The organism is Oscillibacter hominis (genome assembly GCF_014334055.1).
Taxonomy (GTDB): domain Bacteria; phylum Bacillota; class Clostridia; order Oscillospirales; family Oscillospiraceae; genus Oscillibacter; species Oscillibacter hominis.
This window is the reverse complement of record NZ_CP060490.1, coordinates 897,685-922,967: the sequence shown is the minus strand read 5'-3', so window position 1 is coordinate 922,967 and position 25,283 is coordinate 897,685. Positions and strand designations below refer to the sequence as shown.

The window sequence follows — 25,283 nt, the reverse complement described above, 5'->3', positions numbered from 1 at the left end:
TCATTGGTCTCCTTTCAGCAAGTGGGAGAGCTGTCGTCTGGCCCGGGTCAACTGGGTGCGGACGGTGGAGGAGGCGCGGTGGAGCAATCGGCCGATCTCCTCCGTGGAATAGCCCTCATAGTAGTAAAGGTGAATTACTGTTCGGTAATTGGGCGGCAATGCCTGCATCGCTTCCTCCAGTCCGGACTCCTCCGGCGTGGGACAGGGCAGCTCCTCCGGCAGCGGGCTGTTGGGGTGGGACGAGGACCAAAAGCTGTTGCCGCAGTTGGCCGTCACACGCAGCAGCCAGGCCTTGCGGTGCTCCTCGCTTTCAAAGCGGCGGGGGATACGGAAATATCGGAGGAAAACCTCCTGAAAGATGTCGTCGGCGTCGCTGCGGCTCCGGGTCCGGGCATAGGCCAGCCGGTATACCATATCGCCGTAGCGGCGGACAATCTCCTCGGGCTGTTCCAAGCTCTCCCTCCTTTCTATTGGGAATACCCTCCAAAGGCAAAAAATGCTACAGGGGGATGATATTTTTAGAATATTTTTTCGCACAGAACGGTCCCCGCCAAGTGCTGAGGCCCGGAAAGCTCCACGGCGGCCAACCGGAACAAGACATACGCACAAAAAACCGTCTGGACGCAATGCGTCCAGACGGTTTTCCTCAAATGGACTCAGCCGATCAGATAGGCATATTGGTTCAGTACGGTGAGGATCAGGATCTCGATGTCAGCGGGCAGCGGATTGTCGCCTGCAAGATCCGCCTCAAAGACCTCGCCGGCCAGGCGCACCAGCACCTTACCGCCGCCCAGAGGCAAAAAGCCCTGGTTGTTCACGCTCTCCTCAAAGCCCTTGCGGTCCAGGAAGAGGGTGAATTTATCCCGGTAAGGAGCACTGTCATAGGGACAGAACACGGCGCAGTTACCGCATTCGTTGCACATCCGGTCCACATGGAGGATCTGATGGCGGCCGTCCGGCAGCCGGATGACCACGTTGGCCCGGTTGGGGCACACATCGGCGCAAACCTGGCACACCACATTGCAGCTGAGGCACCGGTCTCCCTCACATTTTGCGGACTCGCAGAGCACGCCCTTCTTGGCAAGGGCGGACTCCCGGCTGGCAGCGGCATGGGGAGGCATCTTGAAGGTGCGGGCCTGGCCGATGACCGCGTTAGCAAAGGCCTGGGCGTCGGCGATGCCCTCCACCACGGTGGCGGGTCCCCGCATGGCGTCGCCGCCTGCGTAGACATTCTCCAAATTGGTTTGGAAATCAGGGATGCCGCGGCTGTCCACATGGATGCCGTTGGAGGTGAACAGTTCGCTTTCCACCTGCTCTCCCACGGCGGAGATCACCGTGTCGCAGTCGATGGATACGGTTTCACCGGTGGGCTCGGGCCTGCGGCGCCCGGAGGCATCCGGCTCACCCAGGCGCATCTTTTCACAGAGCAGCCTGCCGTTCTTCTGCTCCAGGGGAGAAACCAGCTCCAGGAACGTCACACCGTCCCGGATGGCCAGCTCCAGCTCCTCGGCGTCGGCGGGCATGTATTTCTTTGTCCGGCGGTAGACCAAGGTGGAGGATTTGGCACCGGCCCGGAGGGCGGCCCGGGCGGCGTCCATGGCAGTGTTGCCGCCGCCGACCACGGCCACATGGCCCAGGGGCACTTCCCTACCGGCCTTCAGGTCCTTCAGCCAGCCGATGACCGGCACCACGTTGCCAGGGATGTCAAGGCGTCCTGCTTTCCAGGCGCCTACGGCAAAGAAGATGTGGGTGTAGCCCCGCACCTTCAGCTCCGCCACAGAGGGGGCCTTCGTATTCAGCCGGACCTCAACGCCCATCTTTTCCACCAGCGCCGCGTCCTTATCAATGGCCGCGTCGGAGATGCGGAAGGCGGGGATCACCTGGCGGACAATGCCTCCCAGCTGGCCGGACTGCTCAAAGATGGTGGCGGGGATTCCGGCCCGGCCCAGGAAGTAGCCGGCTGCCATGCCGGTGGGGCCGCCGCCGATGATGGCGGCCTTTGCACAGGAATCGGCGGGGGCGGGCTGCGCCAGCTCCGCCATCAGCTCATCGTAGCCCCGCTCCGCGGCCACCAGCTTGGTGGAGCGGATCTGGACCGCTTCGTCATAGAAATTGCGGGTGCACTTGCTCTGGCAGCGGTGGGCGCAGATGGTGCCGGTGATGAAGGGCAGCGGGTTCTTCTCCGTGATCACCCGCAGCGCGGAGGCATAGCGGCCCTGGCGGCAGAGCTCGATGTACTCGGGGATGTCCTGGCCGATGGGGCAGCCGCCCTTGCAGGGGGCGGTGAAGCAGTCGATCAGCGGCACCTTCTCATAGAGCTTGCGCCTGGGCAGGGGCTTGACGGCTTTTACATGGTATTTGTCGGACCGGGCGGCGCGGGCGAGGGCTTCCACGCCCTCCACATCCACCCTCGTGAATGGCGCAAAGTCCAGGGCGTCCAGCTTGTCTCCGATCTGGGAGAAGCGCTGGTAGCCGCCGGGCTTGAGCTCCGTGGTGGCCATGGTGATGGGCCAGATGCCGCAGCCGAACAGCTTGTCGATGTTGAAGTAGTCGGCTCCGCCGGCATAGCTGAGCCGGAGCTGGCCGTCAAACTCCCGGGCGATCCGGGCGGCCATGGCGGTGGTCAGGGGGAAAAGCGACTTGCCAGCCATGTACATCTCTTGGCTTGGCAGCTCCCCCGCCTTCACATCCACCGGGAAAGTGTTGGATAGCTTCAGGCCGAACTCCAGCCCATGCTCCTCTGCCAGGGCCAGCAGGCGGCGGAACATGGGGACGGCGTCTTTGTACTGAAGGTCCTCGTTGAAGTGGTGGTCGTCGAAGGCGATGTAGTCGTAGCCCATCTCGTCCAAAATGGTCCGGGCGGTCTCATAGCCCAAAAGGGTGGGATTGCACTTGACAAAGGTGTGCAGGTGCTTTTCCCGGAGGAGGTAGGAAGCGATGCGCTCGATCTCGTCGGGCGGGCAGCCGTGGAGGGTGGAGACCGTCACAGAGCCGGAGATGTGGGGCGTGATGGCGTCGATGTACTCCTCCTCGGCTGGGAAAAACTCCTTCAGGACGCGGATGCATTCCCGGAAGATGGGGGTTTCCCCGGCGTCGATCATGCCGTTCAGGAAAGAGTCGATTTTCTCCCCCTGGATGCCCGCCAGGTCATAGCCCACGCTCATGTTGAACACAAACCCGCTGGGGTCGCCCAAGCCGTAGACCCTGGACAGGATTTTCAAGGCGCACCAGGCCTTCACATACTCCTCAAACGCCTGCTGGACATAGAGCTCCGTGGACCACTCGCAGTTATAGCACTCATCCTCCGCCAGGATGCAGGGGCGGCTGATGCAGGCCGCCAGCTCCGCGCCGTCCATCTTCTGGACGGTTTTCAGCTCAAAGAACCGGGCGCCGGCAAAGTAGCCCGCCACAATGTTCTGGGCCAGCTGGGTGTTGGGCCCGGCGGCGGGGCCGAAGGGCGTCTCGATGGTTTCTCCAAAAATGGGCAGCTTTTTCACCCCGGCGCGATAGGGGCGGTGGACACCGAAGACGGAGCCTTCGCTCTGGTACTCCGTGGTGATCCAGGTCATCAATTCCCGAAACGGAATGGGGGTCATCCATTCAGACATACTCTTTTCCCTCCTCAATATGTGCAGTGGTTCAGCTGGCCCCAGAGGCGCTTGGCGCTCTCAAGAATGTGGGCGTTCACAGCCTCCTCGTCGATGTCCACCAGTTCCCGGTCCACCATGCGGAGCCTGCCGTTGATCATGGTGGTCTGGCACTGGCGTCCGGTCATGCCGAAGAGCATGTGGCCGTCGATGTTGTCGCCGCCAAAAGGCGTGTAGGGCTTGTAGTCCATCACGATCACATCCGCCGCGGCCCCGGCCTTCAGCACGCCCAGCGGCGCTTCAAAGGAGCGGTTGGCAATTTTGGCGTTGTTTTTGAAGAGCATGTCCGTCACCTCGCACCAAGCCACGTTGGGCAGGCATGCGTTGTGCCGCTGGGAACACAGCGCCACCTTCAGCGACTCCAGCATGTCGTTGGTGTAGGCGTCGGTGCCCATCCCCAGGAGGATGCCCTTGCGGTACATGGGCAGGATGGGCGAGATGCCCACGGCGTTGCCCATGTTGGATTCCGGGTTGTTGACCACCATGGTGTCGGTGGCGCGGATGATGTCCATCTCGGCGGTGCTCACGTGGATGCAGTGGCCCAGGATGGTCTTAGGGCCCAGGATGCCGTGGTCCTGAAGCCGCTGGACCGGGCGCCGTCCATAGGTCTGCAGGGAGTCGTACACGTCGTTCATGCCCTCCGACACATGGATGTGATAGCCCACCCGGCCTCCATTGGCGGCTTCCATGCGCTCAAAGGTCTTGTCGGAGATGGTGAACAGGGCGTGGCCGCCGAACATTGCCTTGAGCATATCGCTCTTCTCCTGCTCGCAGTAGGCGATGAAGTCTGCGTTTTCCTGCACGGCCTGGAGGGATTTCTCCTCGCCGTCCCGGTCGGACACCTCATAGCAGAGGCAGGCGCGCATGCCGTATTCGCGGGTCACCTCGGCAATTTTCATCAGCGACCCGGGGATTTGGCAATAAGAAGCGTGGTGGTCGAAAATGGTGGTGACGCCCTGCTTGATGGAGTCGATCACCAGGGCCTGGGCAGAGGCGCGGGTGGCCTCCAGGTCCAGATGGCGGTCGATGGCCCACCAGGTGCCGTCCAGCACCTCAAAAAAGTTGGTGGGGTTGTTGCCCTGGATGGACAGTCCCCGGGCCAGGGCGGAGTAGATATGGGTGTGGGCGTTGATCAGGCCCGGCATGATGACCCCGCCCCTGGCGTCCACAAAGTCCGCCTGGGGATAGGCCTCCTTCAATCTGGCGGTTTCGCCCACAGCAATGATCCTGCCGCCGTCGGTGACAACGCCTCCGTCGGCCAGATAAGGAAGGGCGCTGTCGCGGGTGATCAATTTTCCGTTTGCCAGTACATACATGGTGATGGCCTCCTTTATTTCTATGTTGAATGGGCGAACCGCTGCCTGAGGTAAGAAAAAATGTATCAAACCACAGTTGGTTTGATACACTCGAGCAGCAGCTGAGTGATAGTGTCCAGCCCGTGCGCACAGCACTTCGTTACAGCTATCAGTCTTGGATTGTGGTCTTATTATACTGTATTTTGCGGTGGATTGCAATCTTTTTTCGGGTGGGAATCCAAGGGAGCCATCCGCGGCCGGGAGAAAATAGAGGAAATTATTTGTGCAGTTTGACCGGATCCCACGTGAAACATTTTCCAGTTTCTTCTCGTCAAATTAATGTATTATGTACGATGGAAGAGGTGGATGGACCATGAAGCGGTTCCTTGCCCTTTGGCTGACGGCGGGTCTTGCGATTTGGCTGACAGGCTGCGTTACAGCCCCCCCGGTGGAAGTCGGCCTAAAGGAGAGCCCCTATGGAAAGCAGGATCCGGGAGAGGCGTTCGCCCTCTCTGCCGAGTGGCCGGTCTACGACCCGTCGGTGGATGAGGTCACGCTATTCCTGGACAACCTGACCGGGGAGGACGCAGTGTCCAGCGGGGCCTTTGAACTGGAAGTATCCATTGACGGAAGCTGGTGTCAGTTGGAGGAGCGCGAATCAGCCCTTTGGCCGGAGGAGGCCTTGTCCATTCCCGCCGGGGAAACCGCGGCACTGCGATGCCGCCTCTCCAATTTCGACCTGGCCGGTATCAAAGAAGGAACTTTCCGCATAGTCACGGAATTGGGCGGTCAGTACTACACCGCAGAATTTGCCATAGGCGAAAGCCCCATCACCGCCGATACGCCCTACGGCTTCCTTCCGCTGGAGGAGTTGAGCCGGGACTATAGGCCGGAGGATGGGGACGGCTGCCTCATCAGCGGCCCCCAGGGTGTGGAAAACGGGGAGGCCATGGACGCATTCTTGAAAAAAGTGAGCCTTGGCGTCCCCTGCCAGCTGCGGGTGGTACATGCGCCTACCGAAGGCGGAGTGGTGCTCACGGACGTGATCTATGAGCCGGTGAACGGTATGAACCGGTTTTTATGGCGCTGTGACGCAACCCGCGATCAAGGGGACGGCCTGGCCGCCGGGATTGCAGAAAACACCTACAGCTTCTTAGTGTCCGACGGTAGCGATATCTCCCTGAGCAATTGGAGCAGCTGGGCGGAGTCGCACGCCGAGCGGGACGTGTCCATCCTCTGGGGCGAGGCGGCCCGCCCCTGGATCACCCATGTGGAGGAGCTGGGTGGCGGGGTTGACTGTACTTACCGGGTCTGGAATCAGGAGGGCACCGCCAGCGCCGGGCTGACGGGAGAGAATCTGACCTTCTTCTTCCAGACCGGGGAAAAGGGGGCAATCCAGCTGCTCAACGATGCTCCGGAGGGGTTTGAGCGCATCGAGGAGATCACCTGGGCCAATCAGCACACCCAATGGCTGGAGCAGGAGGGCATCCAGATTGATGAAAACACCCTGCTGCTCATCAGCAACGAGTATGACGCCAAACATTACTATGCCATTTATGACATCGATGCGGAAGCGCTGCAATCCTATGTCTTATATTGAAGAAAAAAGCCACGACTGACGCCGTGGCTTTTTTCTTTTCCATCACGGCGCGTATCCCAGTCTGAACCTGGACAAAATAGATGTAAAAAAATGCTGAATTGCACTTGAAATATTTTTATGTATGATGTAATATAATAATTAATATCACATTATAAAGCGAGTGAAATCATATGATTAAATTGTTTCAAAATGCACAGGACCCGGTCAGCTGCGGGACCCACGCTTTTGGCGCGGTGCTTGCGCTGTTAGGGGGGTTTTTACTTTTGGCGCGTGCGGTGAACGGCGGCGGCTCCGCCATGGCTGTTTCGGCTGCCATGTGCTTTTGCCTCTCCATGATCGCGCTGTACTCAGCCAGTGCGGTGTACCATTTTTACCCTGGCGACATCACCAGCGGAGGCGTCAAGCGGGTGCTGCGGAAAATGGATCACAGTATGATCTATGTCCTCATTGCGGGCAGCTATACGCCCTTTTCCCTGGTGCTGCTGCCTCAGCCCAAGGGCCGGCGGTTCTGCCTGGTGCTTTGGGGCGTGGCCATTGCGGGTATTTTGCTCAAGCTGCTCTGGATCAACGCGCCCCGGGTGCTGTCCACGCTCATCTATCTCATCATGGGGTGGGCCGTTGTCTTTGTGGCAAAGGATTTTCTGACCATAGGACAGCCCTGCCTGACGCTGATCGCCCTGGGCGGGCTGTGCTATTCGACGGGTGCGGTGTTCTATGCCGTCAAGCGGCCCAACCTCTCCGCGGAGTGGACGTTTCATGAGTTCTTCCATCTGCTGATCCTGGCCGGATCCTTTTTCCACTACCTGGCCGTGTATTTTTACGTGCTGTAACTCCGGTGCAATCGGCACAGGGATGCGTCAGAAGCCGTGGCGGGTCCACATATTTAGATCGGACAGCTATTGCTGCCCGATCTTTTTTCTTTACAGCACCTGAATTGCAGTGGATGGACTCCTCTGCCCGGTTATCTGGCCCCGAAGCAGTTCATTCCGCGCTTCCCCAGGTTCCTCCTAAATCCGGGCGGGCTTCAGCGTCCAGCATTGAAGCCGGGTGGCATCCGCCACATGCTCCGCCCGGAATGTCGCTGAAAGGCAATACCGCAGCGGAGTGCCGGAGGTCATAACGGCAAGCAATGGTGCCGCCCAGGGTAAATAGAACCACCTGCTTTTCCATACCTCCTCCGCTTTGAAAAGAGAGCCCACTGCCAGGGAACCGTTCAATTGTGGTACACGTCTGGCCGGCGGTTGTTGAGCCCGCCCATGCTCTCCTTGCAGGCATTCTGGTACTCCATATCCAGCGTGGCGTAGATGATGTCCTCGTGGTTCCCTGCGACGGCCACGGGCGTGCCCCAGGGGTCCACCACGCGGCTGCGGCCAAAGGGATGCTCCCCGCCCACAAGGCCATACTGATTGGCGGCACAGACCCAGGTCTGGTTCTGCAGGGCCATGGCGTCGATCAGCGTATCCCAGTGATCCGTCCGGGGCGGCAGAGGGTTTCCTCCTGGGAACATGGCCATGATGCACAGGATATCCGCGCCGTCCAGCACCAATGTACGGGCCAGCTCCGGAAAGCGGCAGTCGTAACACAGCTGGATGCCCACCCGGCCAAAATCCGTATCCAGTACACAGGTCTCGCTGCCCGCCTCCATGTTGTCAGACTCTTTGTAGCCCAAGGCGTCAAAGAGGTGGATTTTGGCGTACTTGCCTAATAGATTGCCCTGGCGGTCGATGAAAGCCGCGGTGTTGCGGACCTTGCCTCCCTCCGCCTGCTCGGTGATGCTGCCGGGCAGCAGGTTGACATGCAGCTTTTTTGCAAGCTCCGCCATGGCGTCGGTGTAGGGGCCGGGAATGGGCTCCGCAATCCGCTGGAACTCCTCCCTGGAATGGGCCAGGAAGTTGTTGCACTCCGGCAGCAGGATCAGATCCAGGCCCGGCATTCCCTCCGCCGCCCGCTCAACCATCTCCAACGACTTCTCCAGGTTTTCCTGGGGCGTGGCGCCGGTGGCTCCACGCTGGCAGATGGCAACTTTAATTAATTTCTTCATGTTTTACACGCCTTTCCAGAATTTACGCCGCTATGCCAAGATGCTCGGCAGCCAAGTGCTCAGCGGGGCAATGAACGCCACCGCCAGCAGGGCAAACAGAATGGGAAAATAGAAGGGCTTCGTACCCCGCACCACAGTTTCCAGGGATTCGCCCGTCACAGAGCTGAGTACAAAGAGGCACACGCCCACAGGCGGTGTGGCCGCGCCGATGGTGACAGCCAGGGCCACCACCACGCCCAGGAGAATCAGGTCAATGCCAAAGGCGTTGGCAATGGGCACCAGGATGGGCACCATGACCAGCTGGATGGAGGTTCCGTCCATAAAGCAGCCCAAAAACAACAAAATAGCCATGATAATCAGCAGCACAATGTATTTGTTGTCCGTCATGCCGGTCAGAGCCTTGGTGATGGACTGGGGCACCTGCTCCTTTGTCATGATCCAGGCCAGCACGTTGCCGATGCCCATGAGGAACATGATGGAGGCGGAGGACATGAGGGTATCCTTCAAAGCCTGGAGCAGCCCCTTGAGGGAAAAGGTCCTGTAGATGATGCTGACAAAGATGGAGTACACGCAGCCGATGATGCCCACCTCTGTGGCGGTTGCAAAGCCGGTGGAGATGCCAAGCAGCAGAATCGCCGGACACAACAGGGCAAAAATGCTGTGTTTTGTTGCATCCCAAAGGTGCCTGGCACTGAACGGCTCAGGTTCCGGGCACTTCACTTTGCCCCGGGCGCACATGATGTACACGCAGATCATCAAAATGCCGGCCAGCAGCACACCGGGCAGCACACCTGCCATAAACAGCTTACCGGGCGACACGTTGGCCAGGGAGGCAAACACCAGCAGCACCACGCTGGGCGGGATGATGGGCCCCAGGAGCGAGGAGGCCACGGTAATCCCGATGGAAAATGGAACGTCATAGTCCTTTTTCTTCATGGCTTCGATCTCCACCATGCCAAGCCCCGCGGAGTCGGCCACGGCCGTGCCGGAAATGCCGGCGAAGATCACGGAGGAGATGATGTTCACCTGGGCCAACCCGCCTTTGATGTGGCCCACCAGGGCCTCGCACCAGTCGAAAATGCGGTGGGTAATGCCGCCGCTGTTCATCACGTTGCCTAAGAAGATGAAAAAGGGCACAGCCATCAGCGTATAGCTGCTGATGCCGCCGGAAATGAGACTGGGAATGATGACGGGGTCCAGCCCACAGAACAAAATCGCGCAGAGCGCTGAGATCGCCATGGCCATGGAGACCGGTGCGCCCACCACAACCAGCAAAATCAGCAGTGCAAACATAATCACGGCAACCATCAGTCAGCGCCTCCTTCCCCATCCTTCCGGAACAGTCCGATCACGCCCTCTACAAAGGACGCGCAGTTTTTCAGGCCCATCGTGACAAACCCGATCAGCAGCGCCAGCGAGCGCAGCTGGAGCGGATAGGCGGCGACGATGGTGTAATTCCCCTCCTGTGAGAGGAAGAGTTTCCAAGTGTAGAGAATGGCCACAGCCATGAAAGCCGTCACAAGGGCGTAAACGATCACATCGATCACCCTCTGAAGCCCCTTGGGGAACTTCTTTACGAACAGGTCCACATAGATGTCCTGGTGCTCATAGACAATTTTACACATGCCCAACAGGGCGAACCACAACAGCATCAGCGTGCTGTACTCCTGGATCCAGATGAAGGATTTCCCCAGGAAGTTGCGCTGGAAAATTTCGTAGGCGTTGAGAACGATGGCCAGGGCCAGCAGGAACAGCGCGATGCCGCTCTCAAGCTCCACGATCCAGCCGTATAGTTTTTTTATCGTTTTCATGAACACTCCTATTGCTTCCGTCGGGCCGGATTGTACCTTAGCGCCTCCCTGCCCGCAAGGGCGCGGGCAGGGAGGCGTGGGAGATGGATGGGGAATTCCGCTTTACAGCAGCCCCAGGAACTGCGCGACCAGCTCGGGGATGTTTCCCTTGGCCGCCTCCCCGACATAGTAGTCATGAAGGGCATCCTGAATCACGCCGCAGTCAAAGTCCATGTTGAACTCTGCGCCATCGCTCTCCACGCGAGCGATCATCTCATCCGTAAAAGTGTAGAGCTCCTCGTTGGAATAGGCAGCCGCATCGTTGGCGGCCTTTACCAGCGCCTCCTGCTGCTCGCCGGTCAGGCTGTTGAATTTATCCAGATTCATCACAGGCCACAGCTCCTGGGGATAGCAGTTCATGTAGGTGACATAGGGGCCTACTTCATAGAAGGCCATGGACTCCACGTTGGATACCGGGCAGTTCACCGCCTCCACGGTGCCCTGCTGCAGCGCCATGTAGCACTCGGAGTAGTTGACCACCGTGGTGGAGACGCCCAAGAAGCTCATGGCATTCATGAAGGCGGCGGAATCGGCGGAGCGGAGCTTGATGGCCTTCAGATCATCCAGGCTGTTGATGGGCTTGGTGGAGCAGGTGACATAGTAGGGGCCGCGCTGCCAGCTTCTGTCGGAGCAGAGCATCTTAAAGCCCGCCTTCTCCATCTGCTGCATCTGCAGATCGCCGAACTCACCGGTGACCAGTTCCAGGTAGTCCTCCCACTCGGTCATCAGGAAGGGGCTTGTGGTAAAGAGCACATCCACTCCATAGCCGGAGTAGAAGGTGGAGCCCTCTATGTACATGTCGATGGTGCCCAGCTGCATGTTGTTGACGGTGGTGGTGCTGTCGCCCAACTGCTCGCTGGGATAGATCTGGACCTCCACGGAGCCGTTTGTGTACTCCTTGACCAGGTCAGCAAAATACTGGTAGGTCTTGCCTTCAAAGCTGTCTTCCGCCACCTTGGTGGCGCAGGAGAGGACGATGGTGTCGCCGGAGGAACCGGAAGAGGGGGCGGAACCGGACGCGCTTGCACTGCCCGAATCAGAGTTGCCGCATCCGGTCAGCAGGAGCGAGCAGGCCATGGCCGCTGCCAAAAACATCGCAAGAGTCTTTTTCATGGGAATTCTCCTTTTCTTTTTATTGTGAGGTATCGTTCCAATACCCACTAACACTTATTTCCGGTTGACCCAGCCCGCGGGGTCGTCCATGCCGTTCATCTTCAGCGCATCGTGGATGATGGGGAAGAAATCGGACATCTTTTTACCGGCGCGGAAGCTGTCAAACATGCCACCGGGCTCCTGCTCCAGCTTGTCCCCGGCCTCTGCGTGCTCCAAAAGCTGCTCGCACTCCTCAGGCTTCATCACCAAAACACCCTCGGCATTACCGAACACAATGTCGCCGGGGTTGACCACAACGCCTCCGCACTGGATGGGCTCATTGAAGGTAGCTTTGTGATCCTCCACAATGGTGGTGGTCAGGACGGAGAGGCCGGTCGCAAAGACGGGCAGGCCCACCCGCTCGATGCCGGCGGAGTCGCAGGCAGGGCCGTCGATCACAATGCCGGCCACTCCCTGGCACTGCGCGTTGAGGGCGCAGCCGTCGCCGCAGCAGGCATGCATGGGCTCGCCGCCCCGGTCCACCACGAGGACGGAGCCTTTGGGCGCGTGCTCAGCGGCATAATAAAGCATCAGGTTGCTGTCTCCGGTTATGCGGACCGTGACGGCGGGGCCGACGACCTTAAAATCTTTTACCACGGGTTTGATGTTGGTGTTCATGTAGCCGCTTTTGACATAGTGTCCGATCTGTGCGGGATCCACCTTCATAAAGCGGTCTGCGAGTTCCTGAGTCCATTCCATTTTTTACGCTTCCTTCCCTTTCCTTTTCTGTTAAACGCAGCGTTGTGTTTGAATCAAGTATCATATTTAGTTTTATACTTGTTGTGACAAATTATAGTAAATCCACGGTTTAAAAGTCAATACTCCTTTTTACAATCAGGTAATTCTTGTCAGCATATACGAATTTTTCAGAAGTTTTACATGCAATATACCCATAAATCCAGTCATTAGACTGCGCATTTTATCAATATTGACGGCACAGCATTGAGTTTCATACTATAATTATACATTAAGCGGGACCTATTACAGGGAAAACAGATGGATCGGTAAAAAACAGAACTGGCCGCTCTTGAAAAAAAGCATTTGTAGGTGTATGCTAAATTCATATAAATAGAGAACAAGGGGAAAAAATGATGAAATCTGCAGGCTTGAGGGAACAGCTTTTGTCGGCAGCGGAGAAGCTTTTTGCAGAGCAGGGCTATGCAAATACTACCGTGGACCAGATTGTTGAAGCGGCTGGGTGCTCCAAGAGCACCTTTTACCACTATTTCGAGGCCAAGGAAGAGCTGGCCTGTACGCCGGACCTATACGACTATGCCTATGAGCAATGGTATGAAACCGCCAAGGACACCGACGAAAACGCCATTTCCAAGCTTCATGCGCTCAACCGCGTGTTCCTCTCCAAATTGGAACAGACCTACGATCTGGACCGGGCCTCCGCCACCTGCCGGTTTGAAGTCTCCACAAAAAACCGGGGAAGCTATATCGGCAGCAACCGCTCCTATAACCGCATCATCCGCACGCTGATCAAAGAGGGCCAGGCCAAAGGCGAAATCCGCGGCGATGTTTCGTTTGTAGAGCTGGCTAAAATCTACAGCCTCTTGGAGCGGGGCATCATCTTTGACTGGTGCATCTCCGGCGGGACCTATTCCTTTATGGAATTCGGCACCCGCTCCATGGATATCCTTTTGAGGGGCTATCTGCCGGTGGAACACTAAGAGGGCGTAACATACAAATAGATCATTTGAAAAAGCGTTGGCAGTGGCGGCGCTTTTTCTTTTCTACAATTCAGGCCGGACGATGTTTCAAACGTCGTCCGGCCTGAATCTTTTGTAAAATCACCTGTAAATTAGGAAAAATCGGAATTTCAATTTAAAATATCTTGTGGTACACTTCAAGTATCAAACTAAGTATCATAGTAAACATCACACTTTTGGTTCCGTTTTTTACTAATTGAGGGAGCGCCATGTCTCTTTATATCAGTAACAAGCAGTTATCCAAAACTGAATCCACTTCCCAGCCCCCTGTTCTGTTGGGAGCGCCCAGGCTGCGGCTGCAGCGCAGGGTGTTTTCGCAGGACTACGAGTTCAGCCGCCTGCTGCTGGATGCCTTTGAGCTGGTGAATCCGGAGTTTGGTGAGCTGGCCTATCCCCTGCTGCCCTACAGCGGTTTTCTGGCTGTGTTCCTCTTTGGGGACATGATTTCCAGCGCCAGCCTCTGCGGCCCCATCACCGCTTTGAAAAAGCTGACGCTTCCGCCCCGCTCCAGGGCTTACTGCGTCCGGCTGCGCCCCGGCACCGCCGGATGGCTGACTGACGCCTGCGCCAGCGAGTTCACCGACCGCTCCGCCTCCCTCCTTCCGTTTATGGAGAACCCCTCCGGTTTTGTGAGCAGTTTGCGGCGGGGCGAGTCCTTCCACGAGCGCAATGTCCTTTTGGGAAGGCAGCTCTCCGCGTGCAAAGCCTCTCAATACATACCGCCTGCCCAGGTCTCCCGCTGCATCAACCTCATTTTATCTGAGCGGGGCGTCATCAAGGTCTCGGCGGTGGCCCAGGCCGCCGGGTGCAGCGAGCGCTACTTAAACCGCATCTTCCAGGAGCGGGTGGGCGTATCCACAAAGCTCTTTTGTGAACTGACCCAGCTTCAGTTCTCCCTTCACACCATTGTCACCACCAAGCCAAAATCCCTGCTGAGCACAGCCATTGCCTGCGGGTACTTCGACCAAACGCACATGAACCGCTCCTACCGCAAGTTTCTGGACTGCACCGCCAGCGACATACGGTATTGGGACGGCGGCAGCGTCAATCTGCGGCGGGTGGATTCTATTCTGTAGTTCTGTTTGGAGAGTTGCATATGGCAAGAAGACTATATCTGGGCCTGGACCAGGGCACCACAGGCACCACCGCCATTCTCTTTGACGAGCACTGGCGCCTGGTTGGCAGAGGGTATCAGGAAATCAGGCAGTACTATCCCCGTGCCGGCTGGGTGGAGCACGACCCGGAGGAGATCTGGTACTCTGCCCTGTCCGCCGTCCGCCAGGCCATGAACGCGGCCGGAGCCGTCCCCCGGGATATTCGCTGCCTGGGACTAGACCATGAGGGCGAGTCAGTGGTGGTGTGGGAGAAAACCACCGGGAAGCCGGTCTATCCCGCCATTGTCTGGCAGGATCGGCGCACCGCCGCCTATGCTGATTCCCTGAAGGCGGACTATGAATCGGCGATCCGGGAAAAGACCGGGCTTCTGATTGATCCCTATTTCAGCGCCACCAAGTTAAAGTGGATTCTGGACCGGGTGGATTTGGACCGCTCTGCATCCAAAAACGGCCGCCTGCTTGCGGGGACCATGGACGTCTGGCTGAACTGGAAGCTGACCGGAGGTAAGTTCCTGCGCACCGATGCCTCCACCGCCTCACGCACCATGCTCTACCACCTGCAAAAAGGTGCCTGGGACTGGGATATCCTGGATCTGATGGGCCTTGCGCCCTGCATTCTGCCGGAAATCGGAGACAGCGCCGCCTATTTCGGCGAGACAGACCCGGAAGCGTTTCTTGACATCTGCTGCCCCATCACCGGTGTGATGGTGGATCAGCAGGCAGCCCTGCTTGGCCAGGCATGCATTGCACCGGGCACCGTCAAAACCACCTATGGCACCGGCTGCTTCATGCTGATGAACTCCGGTGAAACGCCGGTCTTGTCTGAAAGCGGCCTGCTGACCACCGTTGCCTGGCAGCTTGACGGCAAGCGCACCTATGCCTTGGACGGCGGAATCTACATAGCCGGCGCCGCCACCCAGTGGCTCCGGGACGGGGCCGGGATCATCTCCGACGCCTCTCAGACAGAGGGAATGGCCCTGAGGGCAGGCGGCAACGGCGGACTCTATTTCGTCCCCTCCTTCACCGGCCTGGCTGCGCCTTACTGGGACTCATACGCCCGGGGCATGATGATCGGCATCACCGGCGGCACCAGCCAGGACCACATTGTGCGGGCCACTTTGGAATCCACCGCTTACCAGGTAAAGGACGTACTGGATGTGATGGCCCGGGACTCCGGAGTCCCCATCACCGTCATGCGCTGCGATGGAGGCTCCACCTGCAACCGCTTTTTGATGCAGTTTCAAGCTGACATTTTGAATATTCCCCTGGAAATTCCGGAGATTTCAGATACCACCGCCTTGGGGGCTGCCTATATGGCGGCGATCGGCGTTGGAGACTTCTCCTCTCTATGGGAAGCGGCCGACCATTGGAAGCGCAGATGCCGCTATGAACCCACCATGAGCGCAGATCAGCGCCAATCCCTGCTCCACCACTGGCACCGTGCGGTGGAGCGCGCCCGGAACTGGGCCGAATAACTTCTTCCGGAAAGGTGTGAGCGGATGCACGAATGCTATTATCTTGGCCTGGATCAAGGCACCACCGGCACTACGGCCATCCTTTTTGACAGGCAGTGGAACGCCGTCTCCCGTGGCTATGAGCAGATTCCCCTCCTCTATCCCCGCAGCGGATGGGTGGAGCACGACGCCAGGGCCGTCTGGACTTCCGTGCTCTCCTCCACCGCCCAGGCCCTGTCCCAAATCGGAGCGGAGGCCAGTTCCATCCGCTGCATCGGCCTGAACCACGAGGGCGAGTCGGTGGTGGTGTGGGACAAGCTGACCGGCGAGCCCATCTACAACACCATCGTCTGGCAGGACAGGCGCACCGCCCACTATGCCGATTCCCTCACGGACCAGTACAACGGCCTGGTGCGCGGAAAAACCGGGCTGATGATCGACTCTTACTTCAGCGCTACCAAGCTGAAATGGATTTTGGATCACGCGGAGGGCGCAGGGGAGCTGGCGGCCAAAGGCCGTTTGCTGGCGGGCACCATGGACAGCTGGATCATTTGGAAAATGACCCATGGCCGCACCCACGTCACCGATGCCTCCACCGCCTCCCGCACCATGCTCTTCAACCTGGAAAGCGGAGACTGGGACCAGGAGCTGCTGGACCTCTTTGAACTGGACCGTTCCCTTCTTCCTGAGGTTTGCGACAGCGCCGCGGTCTATGCCTGGACTGATCCATTGGATTTCCTTGGGGCTCAGATCCCCATTTCCGGCATCCTGGTGGATCAGCAGGCAGCATTGGTGGGCCAGGCCTGCGTCCAGCCCGGTATGGTGAAAACCACCTACGGCACCGGCTGTTTCATGTTGATGAACACGGGCGAAACGCCGGTCTTTTCTGAAAGCGGGCTGCTGCCTACCGTGGCCTGGCAGCTCTCCGGCAAGCGCACCTACGCCCTGGACGGCGGCGTTTACATCACCGGCGGCGCCACCAGATGGCTCCAGGAATCGCTGAACCTGGTGGAGGATCCCCGGGACACGGAACCCCTGGCCCTTCAGGTGCCGGACAACGGCGGTGTCTATTTTGTTCCCGCCTTCACCGGCCTGGCCGCGCCCCACTGGGACTCCTATGCCTCCGGCATGGTGATCGGCATCACCGGCGGCACCCGGAAGGCCCACATCGTCCGGGCCGCCCTGGAGGCCACCTGTTACCAGGTCCGGGACGTGTTGGACGTGATGTGCCGGGATTCCAACGTGCCCATCACCGCCATGCGCTGCAACGGCCGGGCCACCGCCAACCGGTTTTTGATGCAGTTTCAATCCGATATTCTGGACCTTCCCCTGGAGATTCCGGAGCATGCTGACACCACTGCCTTCGGCTCCGCCTTTATGGGCGCTCTGGGCCTCGGGGAATTTGAGAGTATCGGCGACGCGGCACAGCTCTGGCGCAGCGAGCACCGCTTTGAGCCCCGGATGGATGCCTCTCGGCGGGAGCACCTCTTGTACCACTGGCACCGGGCTGTGGAGCGATCCAAGTATTGGCGTGAAGATTAATTCTCTTTAAAAGTTCCGATTTTTACCTATTTTAATCAATTTCATTGACTTTTATCTTCAAAATGTTACTATAACTGCAAATCACATTTGGAGGTAATTTACAATGAGCATGACTAAATTGTTCAGCCCTGGTCCCGTTATGGTTAAGGATAACGTGCGTCGCGCGCTGCTGCACTATGATATCTGCCACCGCAGCCACGAATTTGAGGAGATGTTCGTGGACACCCAGGAAAAAATCTTAAAGCTGTTCAACGCGGACGACTCCTACTACAGCATGATCGTCTCCGGCTCCGGTACCTCGGCCAACGAAACCGTGCTCTCCTCCCTGTTCCAGCCCGGCGAAGAGGTGATGCTGATCCGAAACGGCATGTTCGGCGAGCGGCTTCTGGAGATCATTGAGAAGTATCAGATTCCCCTGGTGGACGTGGCCTTCCCCTGGGCCGCCTATCCGGACCTAAACGTCATCGAAAAGGCCATGGCGGATCACCCCAAGGTCAAAGTGGTGGCCATGGTGTTCCACGAAACCTGCACCGGCATGATCAACCCTGTTAAGGAGGTCGGCCAGTTGTGCAGACAGTACGGCAAGCTGCTGAGCGTGGACTGCGTCAGCGCCGCCGGAGGCCAGAACATCGATGTGGTGGATAAGAACATCTCCGTGTGCACCTCCGTAGGCGGCAAATGCGTGGGCGCGTTCCCCGGTTCCGCCTATGTGTGTGCAAAGAAGGACGTGTTGGAGAGCCTTACCGCCAAGCAGTGCAAGAACGTGTACTTAAGCCTCTATAAGCACTATCAGACCGCCCTGGCCTCCCACCAGACGCCCAATACCCCCAATGTGAACCTCTTCTGGCCCCTGAATGTGGCACTGACCAACATCCTGGAGGACGAGACCCTGTCCGGCCGCATCGCCCGATATCAGCGCTGTGCGGAGATCATCCGCAAGGGCCTTACCGCCATGGGCTGCCGGATGCTGCTTGAGGAGCACCTGTCCAACACGGTCACCTCCGTCTTCCTGCCCCAGGGCGTGGACGGCGCCCGGTTCCTCTCTGAGATGGAGAAGCGGGGCTACACCTTTTACGCCGGCAAGGGCGACTATGCCAAACAGGGCTTGATCCAAGTGGCCAACATGGGCGAGATCTACGAGCAGGACTGCTATAATATGCTGGAGGTCTTCCAGCTGGTCCTTCGCCAGGTGCAGGGCTGACCAAACTCTTTCCCCTCCATTTTTTCATACAGCAGGGCCGGGAATGCTTAGCTTCCCGGCCCTGCTGTAAAAATAAGCGGCAGCCATTTTGGCTGCCGCTTGCAGTTTATTCCGCGCTCTCCTGACGGAGGCTTTCCAGATAGTCGTCATAGGTGGTTTTGCGGTCGATAAGCCTTCCCTCGGGGGTAAAGTCAAAGATGCGGTCGCACACGGTCTGCACCAGCTGATGGTCGTGGGAGGACACCAGCACGTTGCACTTGACCGCCTCCAAACCATTGTTGACGGCGGCAATGGACTCCAGGTCCAGATGGTTGGTGGGCTGGTCCAGCAGCAGCACGTTGGCGCCGGAGAGCATCATCCGGGACAGCATGCACCGCACTTTCTCGCCGCCGGAGAGCACCTTCACCGCCTTGTACACATCGTCGCCGGAGAAGAGCATCCGGCCCAGGAAGTTGCGCAGATAGGCCTCGTGCGGGTCCGGGGACCACTGGCGCAGCCACTCCACCAAATTCAGGTCACAGTCCTTGAAAAATTCCGTGTTGTCCTTGGGGAAATAGGAGAAGGAGGCTGTCTGGCCCCACTTCACCGTGCCCTCGTCCGGCTCCATCTCCCCCACCAGGATTTTAAAGAGGGCGGTGTGGGCATTCTCATTGTCGCCCACAAAGGCGATCTTGTCGCCGTGGCCCACAATGAAGCTGACCTTGTCCAGCACCTTCACGCCATCGATGGTCTTGGACACGTCGCTGACAAAGAGGATGTCCTTGCCCACCTCCCGGTCGGGAGAAAAGCCCACGTAGGGATAGCGGCGGGAAGAGGCGGGAAACTCTTCAAGGGTGATCTTGTCCAACAGCTTCCGGCGCGCGGTGGCCTGCTTGCTCTTGGACTTGTTGGCGGAGAAGCGGGAGATGAACTCCCGGAGCTCCTGCGCCTTTTCCTCGTTCTTCTTATTCTGGTTGCGGATCAGCTGCTGCATCAGCTGGGAGGCGTCGTACCAGAAGTCGTAGTTGCCCACGTACAGCTTGATTTTGTTGTAGTCGATGTCCACAATGTGGGTGCAGATGGTGTTGAGGAAATGCCGGTCGTGGCTGACCACGATGACCGTGCCCTCAAAGTCCAGCAAAAAGTCCTCCAGCCAGTCGATGGCGGCAATGTCCAGGTTATTGGTGGGCTCGTCCATCATCAGGATGTCCGGGCTGCCGAACAGGGCCTGCGCCAGCAGCACCTTCACCTTCAGCCGGCCGTCCAGGTTCGCCATCGGGTCGGCGTGCATGGAGACGGGAATCCCCAGCCCCTGCAAAATCCGGGAACCATCGGATTCGGCCTCCCAGCCGCCCAGTTCGGCAAACTCCTCTTCCAGCTCACAGGCCCGGATGCCGTCCTCCTCCGTCATCTCCTCCTTGGCGTAGAGGGCGTCCTTCTCTTTGGCGATGTCGTACAGCCGGCGGTTGCCCATGATGACCGTATCCATCACGGTGTACTCGTCATAGGCGTTCTGATCCTGCTTCAGGATGGACATGCGGGTATTGGGCAAAACGGACACCTCGCCTGAGGTGGGCTCCAGCTCACCGGAAAGGATTTTTAAAAAGGTGGACTTTCCCGCGCCGTTGGCGCCGATGATGCCGTAGCAGTTGCCCTTGAGAAACTGCAGATCCACGTGGGAAAACAGCGGCTCGCCGCCGTACTGCAGCGAAACGTCGGAAACTGTGATCATGTTGTGCTCCTTCTCCTCATACAAAATTGAACCGCAGCCGCCTCAGGCGGCCTGCAGACAAATTGGGTTATAGTATACCACAGTTTTCCTGAAAAGAAAAGAAGCTTCCAAAAGAAGCTCCCTTTCATCCAATCAACAAGGAATTGCAATCCGGCCGGGTCCATGCTATCCTATGGGTAAAAGGAAGTGATTGCATTGCATGCCGAAGAGCGCCGAACCAAGCTGCACCAGTTTCTGCAGCGCTCCAGCGGCCCCGTCAGTGCCTCCTCCCTGGCGGATCGCTTTTCCGTCAGCCGTCAGATCATTGTGGGGGACATTGCCCTGCTGCGGGCCGCGGGGGTGGAGATCTGCGCCACTCCCCGGGGCTATGTCATATTGCCGGCAACGGACCGTCTGATCCGGAAGATCGCCTGCCGTCACAGCGCGGAGCAGATGCGCTCCGAGCTCTGCGCCATTGTGGACCAGGGCTGCACCGTGGTGGATGTAATCGTGGAACATCCTGTCTACGGCCAGCTCACCGGCCCGCTTCAGATCACCAGCCGGTATGAGGTGGAGCAGTTCCTCCAGCGGGTCAGCTCCTCCGAGGCCATGCCGCTCAGCGCCCTCACCGACGGCATCCACCTCCACACCATTGCCTGCCCGGACGAAGGCGCCTGCCAGCGGGTGCTGGAGGCCCTGGACAGGGAAGGCATTCTTTTGTCCAATTGAGGATTGACAATCAAATCCGCGTCAAGTAGAATAGTCAGGACATGTGTCAAGACATATGTCCTGACTATTCTTTCAGGAAGCAGGGAATGTACATGGAGAAATTTAAAGCATTTTTAAAGCGGAAAGACATCGTCCTCTCCGCCCGCCGCTATGGCATCGACGCCCTGGGCGCCATGGCGCAGGGGCTGTTTTGCTCGCTGCTCATCGGCACCATCATCAACACCGTGGGCACCCAGTTCCACATCGAATGGCTGAGCCGCACCGTGGCCACCCTTGGCAGCGGCGACCACGCCATCTCCTATACGGTGGGCGGACTGGCCTCCGCCATGAGCGGTCCGGCCATGGCGGCCGCCATTGGATACGCTCTCCACTGCCCGCCGCTGGTCCTCTTCTCCCTCATTACGGTGGGCTTTTCCGCAAATGCCCTGGGCGGCGCGGGCGGCCCGCTCGCAGTGCTCTTTGTGGCGATCATCGCCGCTGAGGTGGGCAAGGCGGTCTCCAAGGAGACCAAGGTGGACATCCTGGTCACGCCCCTTGTGACCATCGGCGTGGGCGTGGCGCTCTCCGCCTGGTGGGCGCCGGCCATTGGCAAAGCAGCCATGTCCATTGGCAATTTTATCATGTGGGCCACGGACCTGCAGCCGTTTTGGATGGGTGTTTTGGTCTCGGTGACCGTGGGCGTGGCCCTGACGCTGCCCATCTCCTCCGCCGCCATCTGCGCCTCCTTCCAGCTGGTGGGATTGGCTGGAGGCGCCGCCGTGGCGGGCTGCTGTGCCCAGATGGTGGGATTTGCGGTCATGAGCTTCCGGGAAAACCGCTGGGGCGGGCTGGTCTCCCAGGGGTTGGGCACCTCCATGCTCCAGATGCCCAACATCGTGCGCAATCCACGCATCTGGATTGCGCCCACCCTTACCTCCGCCATCACCGGCCCCATTGCCACCTGTTTGTTCCACATGCAGATGAATGGCTCCCCCATCTCCTCCGGCATGGGGACCTGCGGACTGGTGGGGCAGATCGGCGTGTGGACTGGCTGGGTCGCCCCCAGCGCGGAGGCCCTCTCCAAGGGTGCCGCCGCCATTGTCCCCGGCGCCTGGGATTGGGCCGGATTGGTCTGGATCTGCTTCCTCCTCCCGGCCCTTCTCTGCCCGCTGATCAACCTGGGCTGCCGGAAGCTGGGCTGGGTCAAAGACGGCGACCTGACCCTTGCCTGAGACGCCGCATAAATTCCCCCATGCACTTCAAAAGGCAGTACGGCTTTGAGCCGTACTGCCTTTTGGGATTGTGTCTGCTGCCGGAGCGGATACAGGCTCTATCCAATTTGCAAAGAGATCAGTTGCCGGAGCAGCCGTGCTTCTCCTCCCCACACTGGTGGCCGCAGTCATGACCCTCCTCATGATGGTGGTCGCAGTGCACATTGGCGTCAAAGCGGAGCGTCCCGTTCAAAAGGGATTGAACCGCCTCATCCGCGTTTCCGCTTACGCCTCCGTAGAGCCGGATCCCCGCCTGGGCCAGGGCGTTCTGGGCTCCGGCGCCGATGCCGCCGCAGAGGAGGGTGTCCACATGGAGCTCAGACAGCAATCCAGCAAGGGCGCCATGGCCGCTGCCCTCCGCGCTCACCACCTCCTGGCTGACCACCGCGCCGTTTTCCACCTCGTATACTTTGAACTGCTCACTGTGGCCGAAGTGCTGAAACACCTGGCTGTTTTCATAAGTGACTGCGATTTTCATTTGTTGCGTTCCTCCCGTGTCAGATGATGATACCCCCATTGTATCCCTCCGCCCATCAGGAATCAAGTGTGAAAGGCCGGACGCGTCGACAGCACCTTTCTTCCTCGATAAGAGCCTCACACCGCCCTTTTCAGGCGGTGTGAGGCTCCTCGTATAGTGGGGATCGCTGATTTTTTCGATCAGGCGGCCACAGTGGTACAGAAGCGCTGCAGGATGACAGCCACCTGGCCGCGGGTTGCAGTGCCCTGAGGCCGGATGGTGTTGTCGTCGTAACCGTTGATGAGCTGCGCCGCATTGGCCCAGTTCATGGCCTCGCCTGCAAAGGCGGAGATGGTGGGATAGTCGGTATACTCCTTGATAGCGTTGCCGCCGGCCGTGACGTCGTACTTCATGTACTTGGCATAGTTCATGAGGATGGTGGCAAACTGTTCACGGGTGATGGCCTTGTTGGGGTTGAAGGTGGTCTCGGTGTAGCCGCTGGTGATCTTGTTGGCATAGGCCCAGTTGATGGCCGCGGCGTAAACGGAGTCGGCAGCCACATCGGTGAATCCGGCGGCGGTTGCCTCAGGCTTGCCCGCCATGCGCCACAGCACGGTGACCAGCTGGCCCCGGGTCATGGTGGCCTTGGGGGCAAAGCTGCTTGCGGTCACGCCGGAGAAGAGGCCGTTTTCATAGGCGTATACCACGCCGGTATAGTACCAGTCGCTCTCCACCACGTCGGCAAAAGGCTCGCGGATCACTGCGATCCGGCCCTGGGGCTTGGCGTAGGAGGCGGGCACGGTGCCCTTCAGGTTCTCGGTGATATAGGTGATCAGCACCTGGTTGTCCAGCATCACGCAGTCCTGAATGAGCTTGTTGTTCTGGAACATGTTGATGCCGTCGCCGGCGCTCTTGAGCATATAGTCGTGGGACGCCACGGTGTAGGTCTTTGCGAGGTCAATGGGCTTGCCGTTGATCTCCACGTTCTTCACCCGGTAGGGGCCGTCCACGCTGACAAACATTTTGTTGTCGTCCACTTTGACGGAGGAGGCGACGGTGGTGTCAATGGTATAGGTGATGCCGGAGACCTGAAGGAAACCGCCGTTTTCACCAGGGCAGCTGCGGGAGGACATCTCCAGCGCGTCCAGGATCTCCTGGCCCGTGGCCTCCACCACGCAAAGGGCGTTTCCATAGGGGTGGACCGCGATGATCTGCTCATAGGTGATATCACCGGCGGGGATGTCGGCGCGGATGCCTCCGCCGTTGACAATGGCCACATCAGAGCCGGCGATGGCCCGATATGCGTCTGCGCACAAATCACCCAGATTGGTCTCAGCGCTGCGGACGGCCCGCTGGCCGTCGGCGCCCAGGGTGGTCAGCGTGACGTCGGTTCTGGCAACCACTTTTTTCAGCAGCGCGTCATTCTGAGCCTTGATCTTGTCCACATAGGCCTTGACGGTCTCGTCCTTGGTGGTGTAATCGGTGACCAGCCCGGTGGTGACCGCGCCGCTGCTCTTGATGACCAGCTTTCCGACAGCGGCCAGCTTGGTTCCGGTGGAGGTGAGCAGCACGCTCTTGCCGTCCTTGTCCGCCACCTTGTCGGAGGCAATGGTGCTGTGGGAATGGCCGTCGATGAAGGCGGTCAGGCCGGAGACGTTCTTGATGATGTCGGTGGAACGCCAGGGTGCGCTCTGCTCGTCAATGCCGCAGTGGCCCACTGCGATCACATAGTCCGCGCCGTCGGCCTTGGCCGCGTCAATGGCGGTCTGGACCGCCTTGTAGAGGTCCTTGCCATCGTTGCCCTGGCAGAAGCCGTAGATGTATTCGCCCTTGCTGTCCTGGAAATAGGTGGGGGTGGACTTGGAGATTGCCTCAGGGGTGTCGATGCCCACATAGGCCACCTTGGTGTCGCCATAGGTGATGATCTTGTAGGCATCAAACACGGTCTTGTTGGTTCTCAAATCCATGAAGTTGCAGCAGACATAACCGGATTTCAGTTCCTTGGCCAGGGAGAGGAACTGCTCCATGCCGTAGTCGAACTCATGGTTGCCGGGAACGGCAACGTCATAGCCCACCTCGTTCATGATCTGCACCGGGTATTCTCCCTTGGAGAGCGTGCCCAGCGCAGCGCCCTGGATTGCGTCGCCGGCATCCACCAGCGTCACATACTCCGTGGCCTTTTTCATGTCGTTGCGGTATGCGGCCAGCCCGGCATAGCCGATGTTGTCGTCCACGCCGCAGTGGACGTCGTTGGTGTACAGCACCACGATATCGCCCTTTGCCACCGATGTGGTGGTGTCCGCCGCAAAGCTGGTGACCGTCAGGCTCAGTGCCATTACGACCGCCAGAAGCAGAGACATGCTCTTTCGCATATTCTTCATATTTTACCTCCTCCAAAATTTTGAATACGCACGCGTATCCTTCTTACGCATCAGTATATCAGTTTTGCCGAAAAAAGAAAGCCCAATTGTGTAAAATTTTCCGTTCTAACCAAAGGCTGCATTGCTTTGGGCAGAGCCATCTTTTGAAGAAGACACGCTTTTTC

The 25,283-nt window shown here is 58.7% G+C and carries 21 protein-coding genes; 9 read left to right on the top strand and 12 right to left on the bottom strand.

Translation table 11 applies throughout. The features are described from left to right. From H8790_RS04580 to ssnA, 3 genes are all read right to left on the bottom strand, one after another. Entirely contained in the window at nt 1–453 is a 453-nt protein-coding gene (locus H8790_RS04580; protein ID WP_243208572.1) for an RNA polymerase sigma factor, read from the bottom strand. 203 nt (nt 454–656) lie between these two features. Continuing rightward, nucleotides 657–3,608, bottom strand: coding sequence for a putative selenate reductase subunit YgfK (gene ygfK, locus H8790_RS04575; RefSeq protein WP_187333750.1), 2,952 nt, complete (start codon nt 3,606–3,608; stop codon nt 657–659). A 14-nt stretch (nt 3,609–3,622) separates the two neighbouring features. Continuing rightward, the gene (ssnA, locus tag H8790_RS04570) at nt 3,623–4,963 is read right to left on the bottom strand and encodes a putative aminohydrolase SsnA (protein WP_187333749.1); all 1,341 of its coding nucleotides are present in this window, start codon (nt 4,961–4,963) and stop codon (nt 3,623–3,625) included. Nucleotides 4,964–5,315: 352 nt separating this feature from the next. Between ssnA and H8790_RS04565 the strand changes: the two genes are divergently transcribed. Next, nucleotides 5,316–6,542, top strand: coding sequence for an immunoglobulin-like domain-containing protein (locus H8790_RS04565; protein ID WP_187333748.1), 1,227 nt, complete (start codon nt 5,316–5,318; stop codon nt 6,540–6,542). A 170-nt stretch (nt 6,543–6,712) separates the two neighbouring features. Then, nucleotides 6,713–7,372: a PAQR family membrane homeostasis protein TrhA gene (gene trhA / locus H8790_RS04560; protein ID WP_187333747.1), complete on the top strand. Its 660-nt coding sequence runs from the start codon at nt 6,713–6,715 to the stop codon at nt 7,370–7,372. 151 nt (nt 7,373–7,523) lie between these two features. Here trhA and H8790_RS04555 read toward each other — a convergent pair whose 3' ends face one another. The 6 genes from H8790_RS04555 to H8790_RS04530 all read right to left on the bottom strand — a co-directional run bounded on the left by H8790_RS04555 (nt 7,524) and on the right by H8790_RS04530 (nt 12,284). Further along, on the bottom strand, nt 7,524–7,712 hold the full coding sequence (locus tag H8790_RS04555; protein ID WP_187333746.1) for a hypothetical protein: 189 nt from the start codon (nt 7,710–7,712) through the stop codon (nt 7,524–7,526). A 43-nt stretch (nt 7,713–7,755) separates the two neighbouring features. Next, entirely contained in the window at nt 7,756–8,583 is an 828-nt protein-coding gene (locus H8790_RS04550) for a carbon-nitrogen hydrolase family protein (RefSeq protein WP_187333745.1), read from the bottom strand. A gap of 30 nt (nt 8,584–8,613) precedes the next feature. Next, complete coding sequence (locus tag H8790_RS04545; RefSeq protein WP_187333744.1) at nt 8,614–9,891, bottom strand: TRAP transporter large permease; 1,278 nt, start codon at nt 9,889–9,891, stop codon at nt 8,614–8,616. After that, on the bottom strand, nt 9,891–10,394 hold the full coding sequence (locus H8790_RS04540) for a TRAP transporter small permease (protein ID WP_187333743.1): 504 nt from the start codon (nt 10,392–10,394) through the stop codon (nt 9,891–9,893). Before H8790_RS04540 ends, H8790_RS04545 begins: the two co-directional genes overlap by 1 nt. Before the next feature lie 102 nt (nt 10,395–10,496). Continuing rightward, complete coding sequence (locus H8790_RS04535; protein ID WP_187333742.1) at nt 10,497–11,546, bottom strand: TRAP transporter substrate-binding protein; 1,050 nt, start codon at nt 11,544–11,546, stop codon at nt 10,497–10,499. A 54-nt stretch (nt 11,547–11,600) separates the two neighbouring features. Then, nucleotides 11,601–12,284 carry an RraA family protein gene (locus tag H8790_RS04530; protein ID WP_187333741.1) on the bottom strand — a complete coding sequence of 228 codons (684 nt, stop codon included), beginning with the start codon at nt 12,282–12,284 and terminating at the stop codon, nt 11,601–11,603. A gap of 389 nt (nt 12,285–12,673) precedes the next feature. Between H8790_RS04530 and H8790_RS04525 the strand changes: the two genes are divergently transcribed. From H8790_RS04525 to H8790_RS04505, 5 genes are all read left to right on the top strand, one after another. Then, nucleotides 12,674–13,261, top strand: coding sequence for a TetR/AcrR family transcriptional regulator (locus tag H8790_RS04525; protein ID WP_187333740.1), 588 nt, complete (start codon nt 12,674–12,676; stop codon nt 13,259–13,261). A 248-nt stretch (nt 13,262–13,509) separates the two neighbouring features. After that, the gene (locus H8790_RS04520; protein ID WP_187333739.1) at nt 13,510–14,376 is read left to right on the top strand and encodes a helix-turn-helix domain-containing protein; all 867 of its coding nucleotides are present in this window, start codon (nt 13,510–13,512) and stop codon (nt 14,374–14,376) included. A gap of 20 nt (nt 14,377–14,396) precedes the next feature. Further along, nucleotides 14,397–15,890: a glycerol kinase GlpK gene (gene glpK, locus H8790_RS04515; protein ID WP_187333738.1), complete on the top strand. Its 1,494-nt coding sequence runs from the start codon at nt 14,397–14,399 to the stop codon at nt 15,888–15,890. Nucleotides 15,891–15,914: 24 nt separating this feature from the next. Next, nucleotides 15,915–17,411, top strand: a complete 1,497-nt coding sequence (gene glpK, locus H8790_RS04510) for a glycerol kinase GlpK (protein ID WP_187333737.1) — start codon at nt 15,915–15,917, stop codon at nt 17,409–17,411. Between the two features lie 103 nt (nt 17,412–17,514). After that, the gene (locus tag H8790_RS04505) at nt 17,515–18,612 is read left to right on the top strand and encodes a pyridoxal-phosphate-dependent aminotransferase family protein (RefSeq protein ID WP_187333736.1); all 1,098 of its coding nucleotides are present in this window, start codon (nt 17,515–17,517) and stop codon (nt 18,610–18,612) included. A gap of 106 nt (nt 18,613–18,718) precedes the next feature. Here H8790_RS04505 and H8790_RS04500 read toward each other — a convergent pair whose 3' ends face one another. Continuing rightward, nucleotides 18,719–20,323 (bottom strand): ABC-F family ATP-binding cassette domain-containing protein, encoded by a 1,605-nt coding sequence (locus tag H8790_RS04500; protein WP_187333735.1) that lies wholly within the window; start codon nt 20,321–20,323, stop codon nt 18,719–18,721. A gap of 195 nt (nt 20,324–20,518) precedes the next feature. Between H8790_RS04500 and H8790_RS04495 the strand changes: the two genes are divergently transcribed. Both H8790_RS04495 and H8790_RS04490 read left to right on the top strand, forming a co-directional pair. Then, on the top strand, nt 20,519–21,031 hold the full coding sequence (locus H8790_RS04495; protein WP_187333734.1) for a transcription repressor NadR: 513 nt from the start codon (nt 20,519–20,521) through the stop codon (nt 21,029–21,031). Between the two features lie 92 nt (nt 21,032–21,123). Continuing rightward, nucleotides 21,124–22,242 (top strand): PTS transporter subunit IIC, encoded by a 1,119-nt coding sequence (locus tag H8790_RS04490; protein WP_187333733.1) that lies wholly within the window; start codon nt 21,124–21,126, stop codon nt 22,240–22,242. A gap of 118 nt (nt 22,243–22,360) precedes the next feature. On the opposite strand, the gene H8790_RS04485 is transcribed toward H8790_RS04490, so the two are convergent. Together H8790_RS04485 and H8790_RS04480 are read right to left on the bottom strand one after the other, a co-directional pair. Next, nucleotides 22,361–22,759 carry a NifB/NifX family molybdenum-iron cluster-binding protein gene (locus tag H8790_RS04485; RefSeq protein WP_187333732.1) on the bottom strand — a complete coding sequence of 133 codons (399 nt, stop codon included), beginning with the start codon at nt 22,757–22,759 and terminating at the stop codon, nt 22,361–22,363. Between the two features lie 179 nt (nt 22,760–22,938). Further along, nucleotides 22,939–25,119, bottom strand: a complete 2,181-nt coding sequence (locus H8790_RS04480; RefSeq protein WP_187333731.1) for a 5'-nucleotidase C-terminal domain-containing protein — start codon at nt 25,117–25,119, stop codon at nt 22,939–22,941. Between the last annotated feature and the right edge of the window lie 164 nt (nt 25,120–25,283).

What these genes read in the sequence shown, in the direction of transcription:
- ygfK (WP_187333750.1), bottom strand. Translation starts at nt 3,608, where the DNA reads ATGTCTGAATGGATGACCCCCATTCCGTTTCGGGAATTGATGACCTGG.
- ssnA (WP_187333749.1), bottom strand. Translation starts at nt 4,963, where the DNA reads ATGTATGTACTGGCAAACGGAAAATTGATCACCCGCGACAGCGCCCTT.
- H8790_RS04565 (WP_187333748.1), top strand. Translation starts at nt 5,316, where the DNA reads ATGAAGCGGTTCCTTGCCCTTTGGCTGACGGCGGGTCTTGCGATTTGG.
- trhA (WP_187333747.1), top strand. Translation starts at nt 6,713, where the DNA reads ATGATTAAATTGTTTCAAAATGCACAGGACCCGGTCAGCTGCGGGACC.
- H8790_RS04555 (WP_187333746.1), bottom strand. Translation starts at nt 7,712, where the DNA reads ATGGAAAAGCAGGTGGTTCTATTTACCCTGGGCGGCACCATTGCTTGC.
- H8790_RS04550 (WP_187333745.1), bottom strand. Translation starts at nt 8,583, where the DNA reads ATGAAGAAATTAATTAAAGTTGCCATCTGCCAGCGTGGAGCCACCGGC.
- H8790_RS04545 (WP_187333744.1), bottom strand. Translation starts at nt 9,891, where the DNA reads ATGGTTGCCGTGATTATGTTTGCACTGCTGATTTTGCTGGTTGTGGTG.
- H8790_RS04540 (WP_187333743.1), bottom strand. Translation starts at nt 10,394, where the DNA reads ATGAAAACGATAAAAAAACTATACGGCTGGATCGTGGAGCTTGAGAGC.
- H8790_RS04535 (WP_187333742.1), bottom strand. Translation starts at nt 11,546, where the DNA reads ATGAAAAAGACTCTTGCGATGTTTTTGGCAGCGGCCATGGCCTGCTCG.
- H8790_RS04530 (WP_187333741.1), bottom strand. Translation starts at nt 12,284, where the DNA reads ATGGAATGGACTCAGGAACTCGCAGACCGCTTTATGAAGGTGGATCCC.
- H8790_RS04525 (WP_187333740.1), top strand. Translation starts at nt 12,674, where the DNA reads ATGATGAAATCTGCAGGCTTGAGGGAACAGCTTTTGTCGGCAGCGGAG.
- H8790_RS04520 (WP_187333739.1), top strand. Translation starts at nt 13,510, where the DNA reads ATGTCTCTTTATATCAGTAACAAGCAGTTATCCAAAACTGAATCCACT.
- glpK (WP_187333738.1), top strand. Translation starts at nt 14,397, where the DNA reads ATGGCAAGAAGACTATATCTGGGCCTGGACCAGGGCACCACAGGCACC.
- glpK (WP_187333737.1), top strand. Translation starts at nt 15,915, where the DNA reads ATGCACGAATGCTATTATCTTGGCCTGGATCAAGGCACCACCGGCACT.
- H8790_RS04505 (WP_187333736.1), top strand. Translation starts at nt 17,515, where the DNA reads ATGAGCATGACTAAATTGTTCAGCCCTGGTCCCGTTATGGTTAAGGAT.
- H8790_RS04500 (WP_187333735.1), bottom strand. Translation starts at nt 20,323, where the DNA reads ATGATCACAGTTTCCGACGTTTCGCTGCAGTACGGCGGCGAGCCGCTG.
- H8790_RS04490 (WP_187333733.1), top strand. Translation starts at nt 21,124, where the DNA reads ATGGAGAAATTTAAAGCATTTTTAAAGCGGAAAGACATCGTCCTCTCC.
- H8790_RS04485 (WP_187333732.1), bottom strand. Translation starts at nt 22,759, where the DNA reads ATGAAAATCGCAGTCACTTATGAAAACAGCCAGGTGTTTCAGCACTTC.
- H8790_RS04480 (WP_187333731.1), bottom strand. Translation starts at nt 25,119, where the DNA reads ATGAAGAATATGCGAAAGAGCATGTCTCTGCTTCTGGCGGTCGTAATG.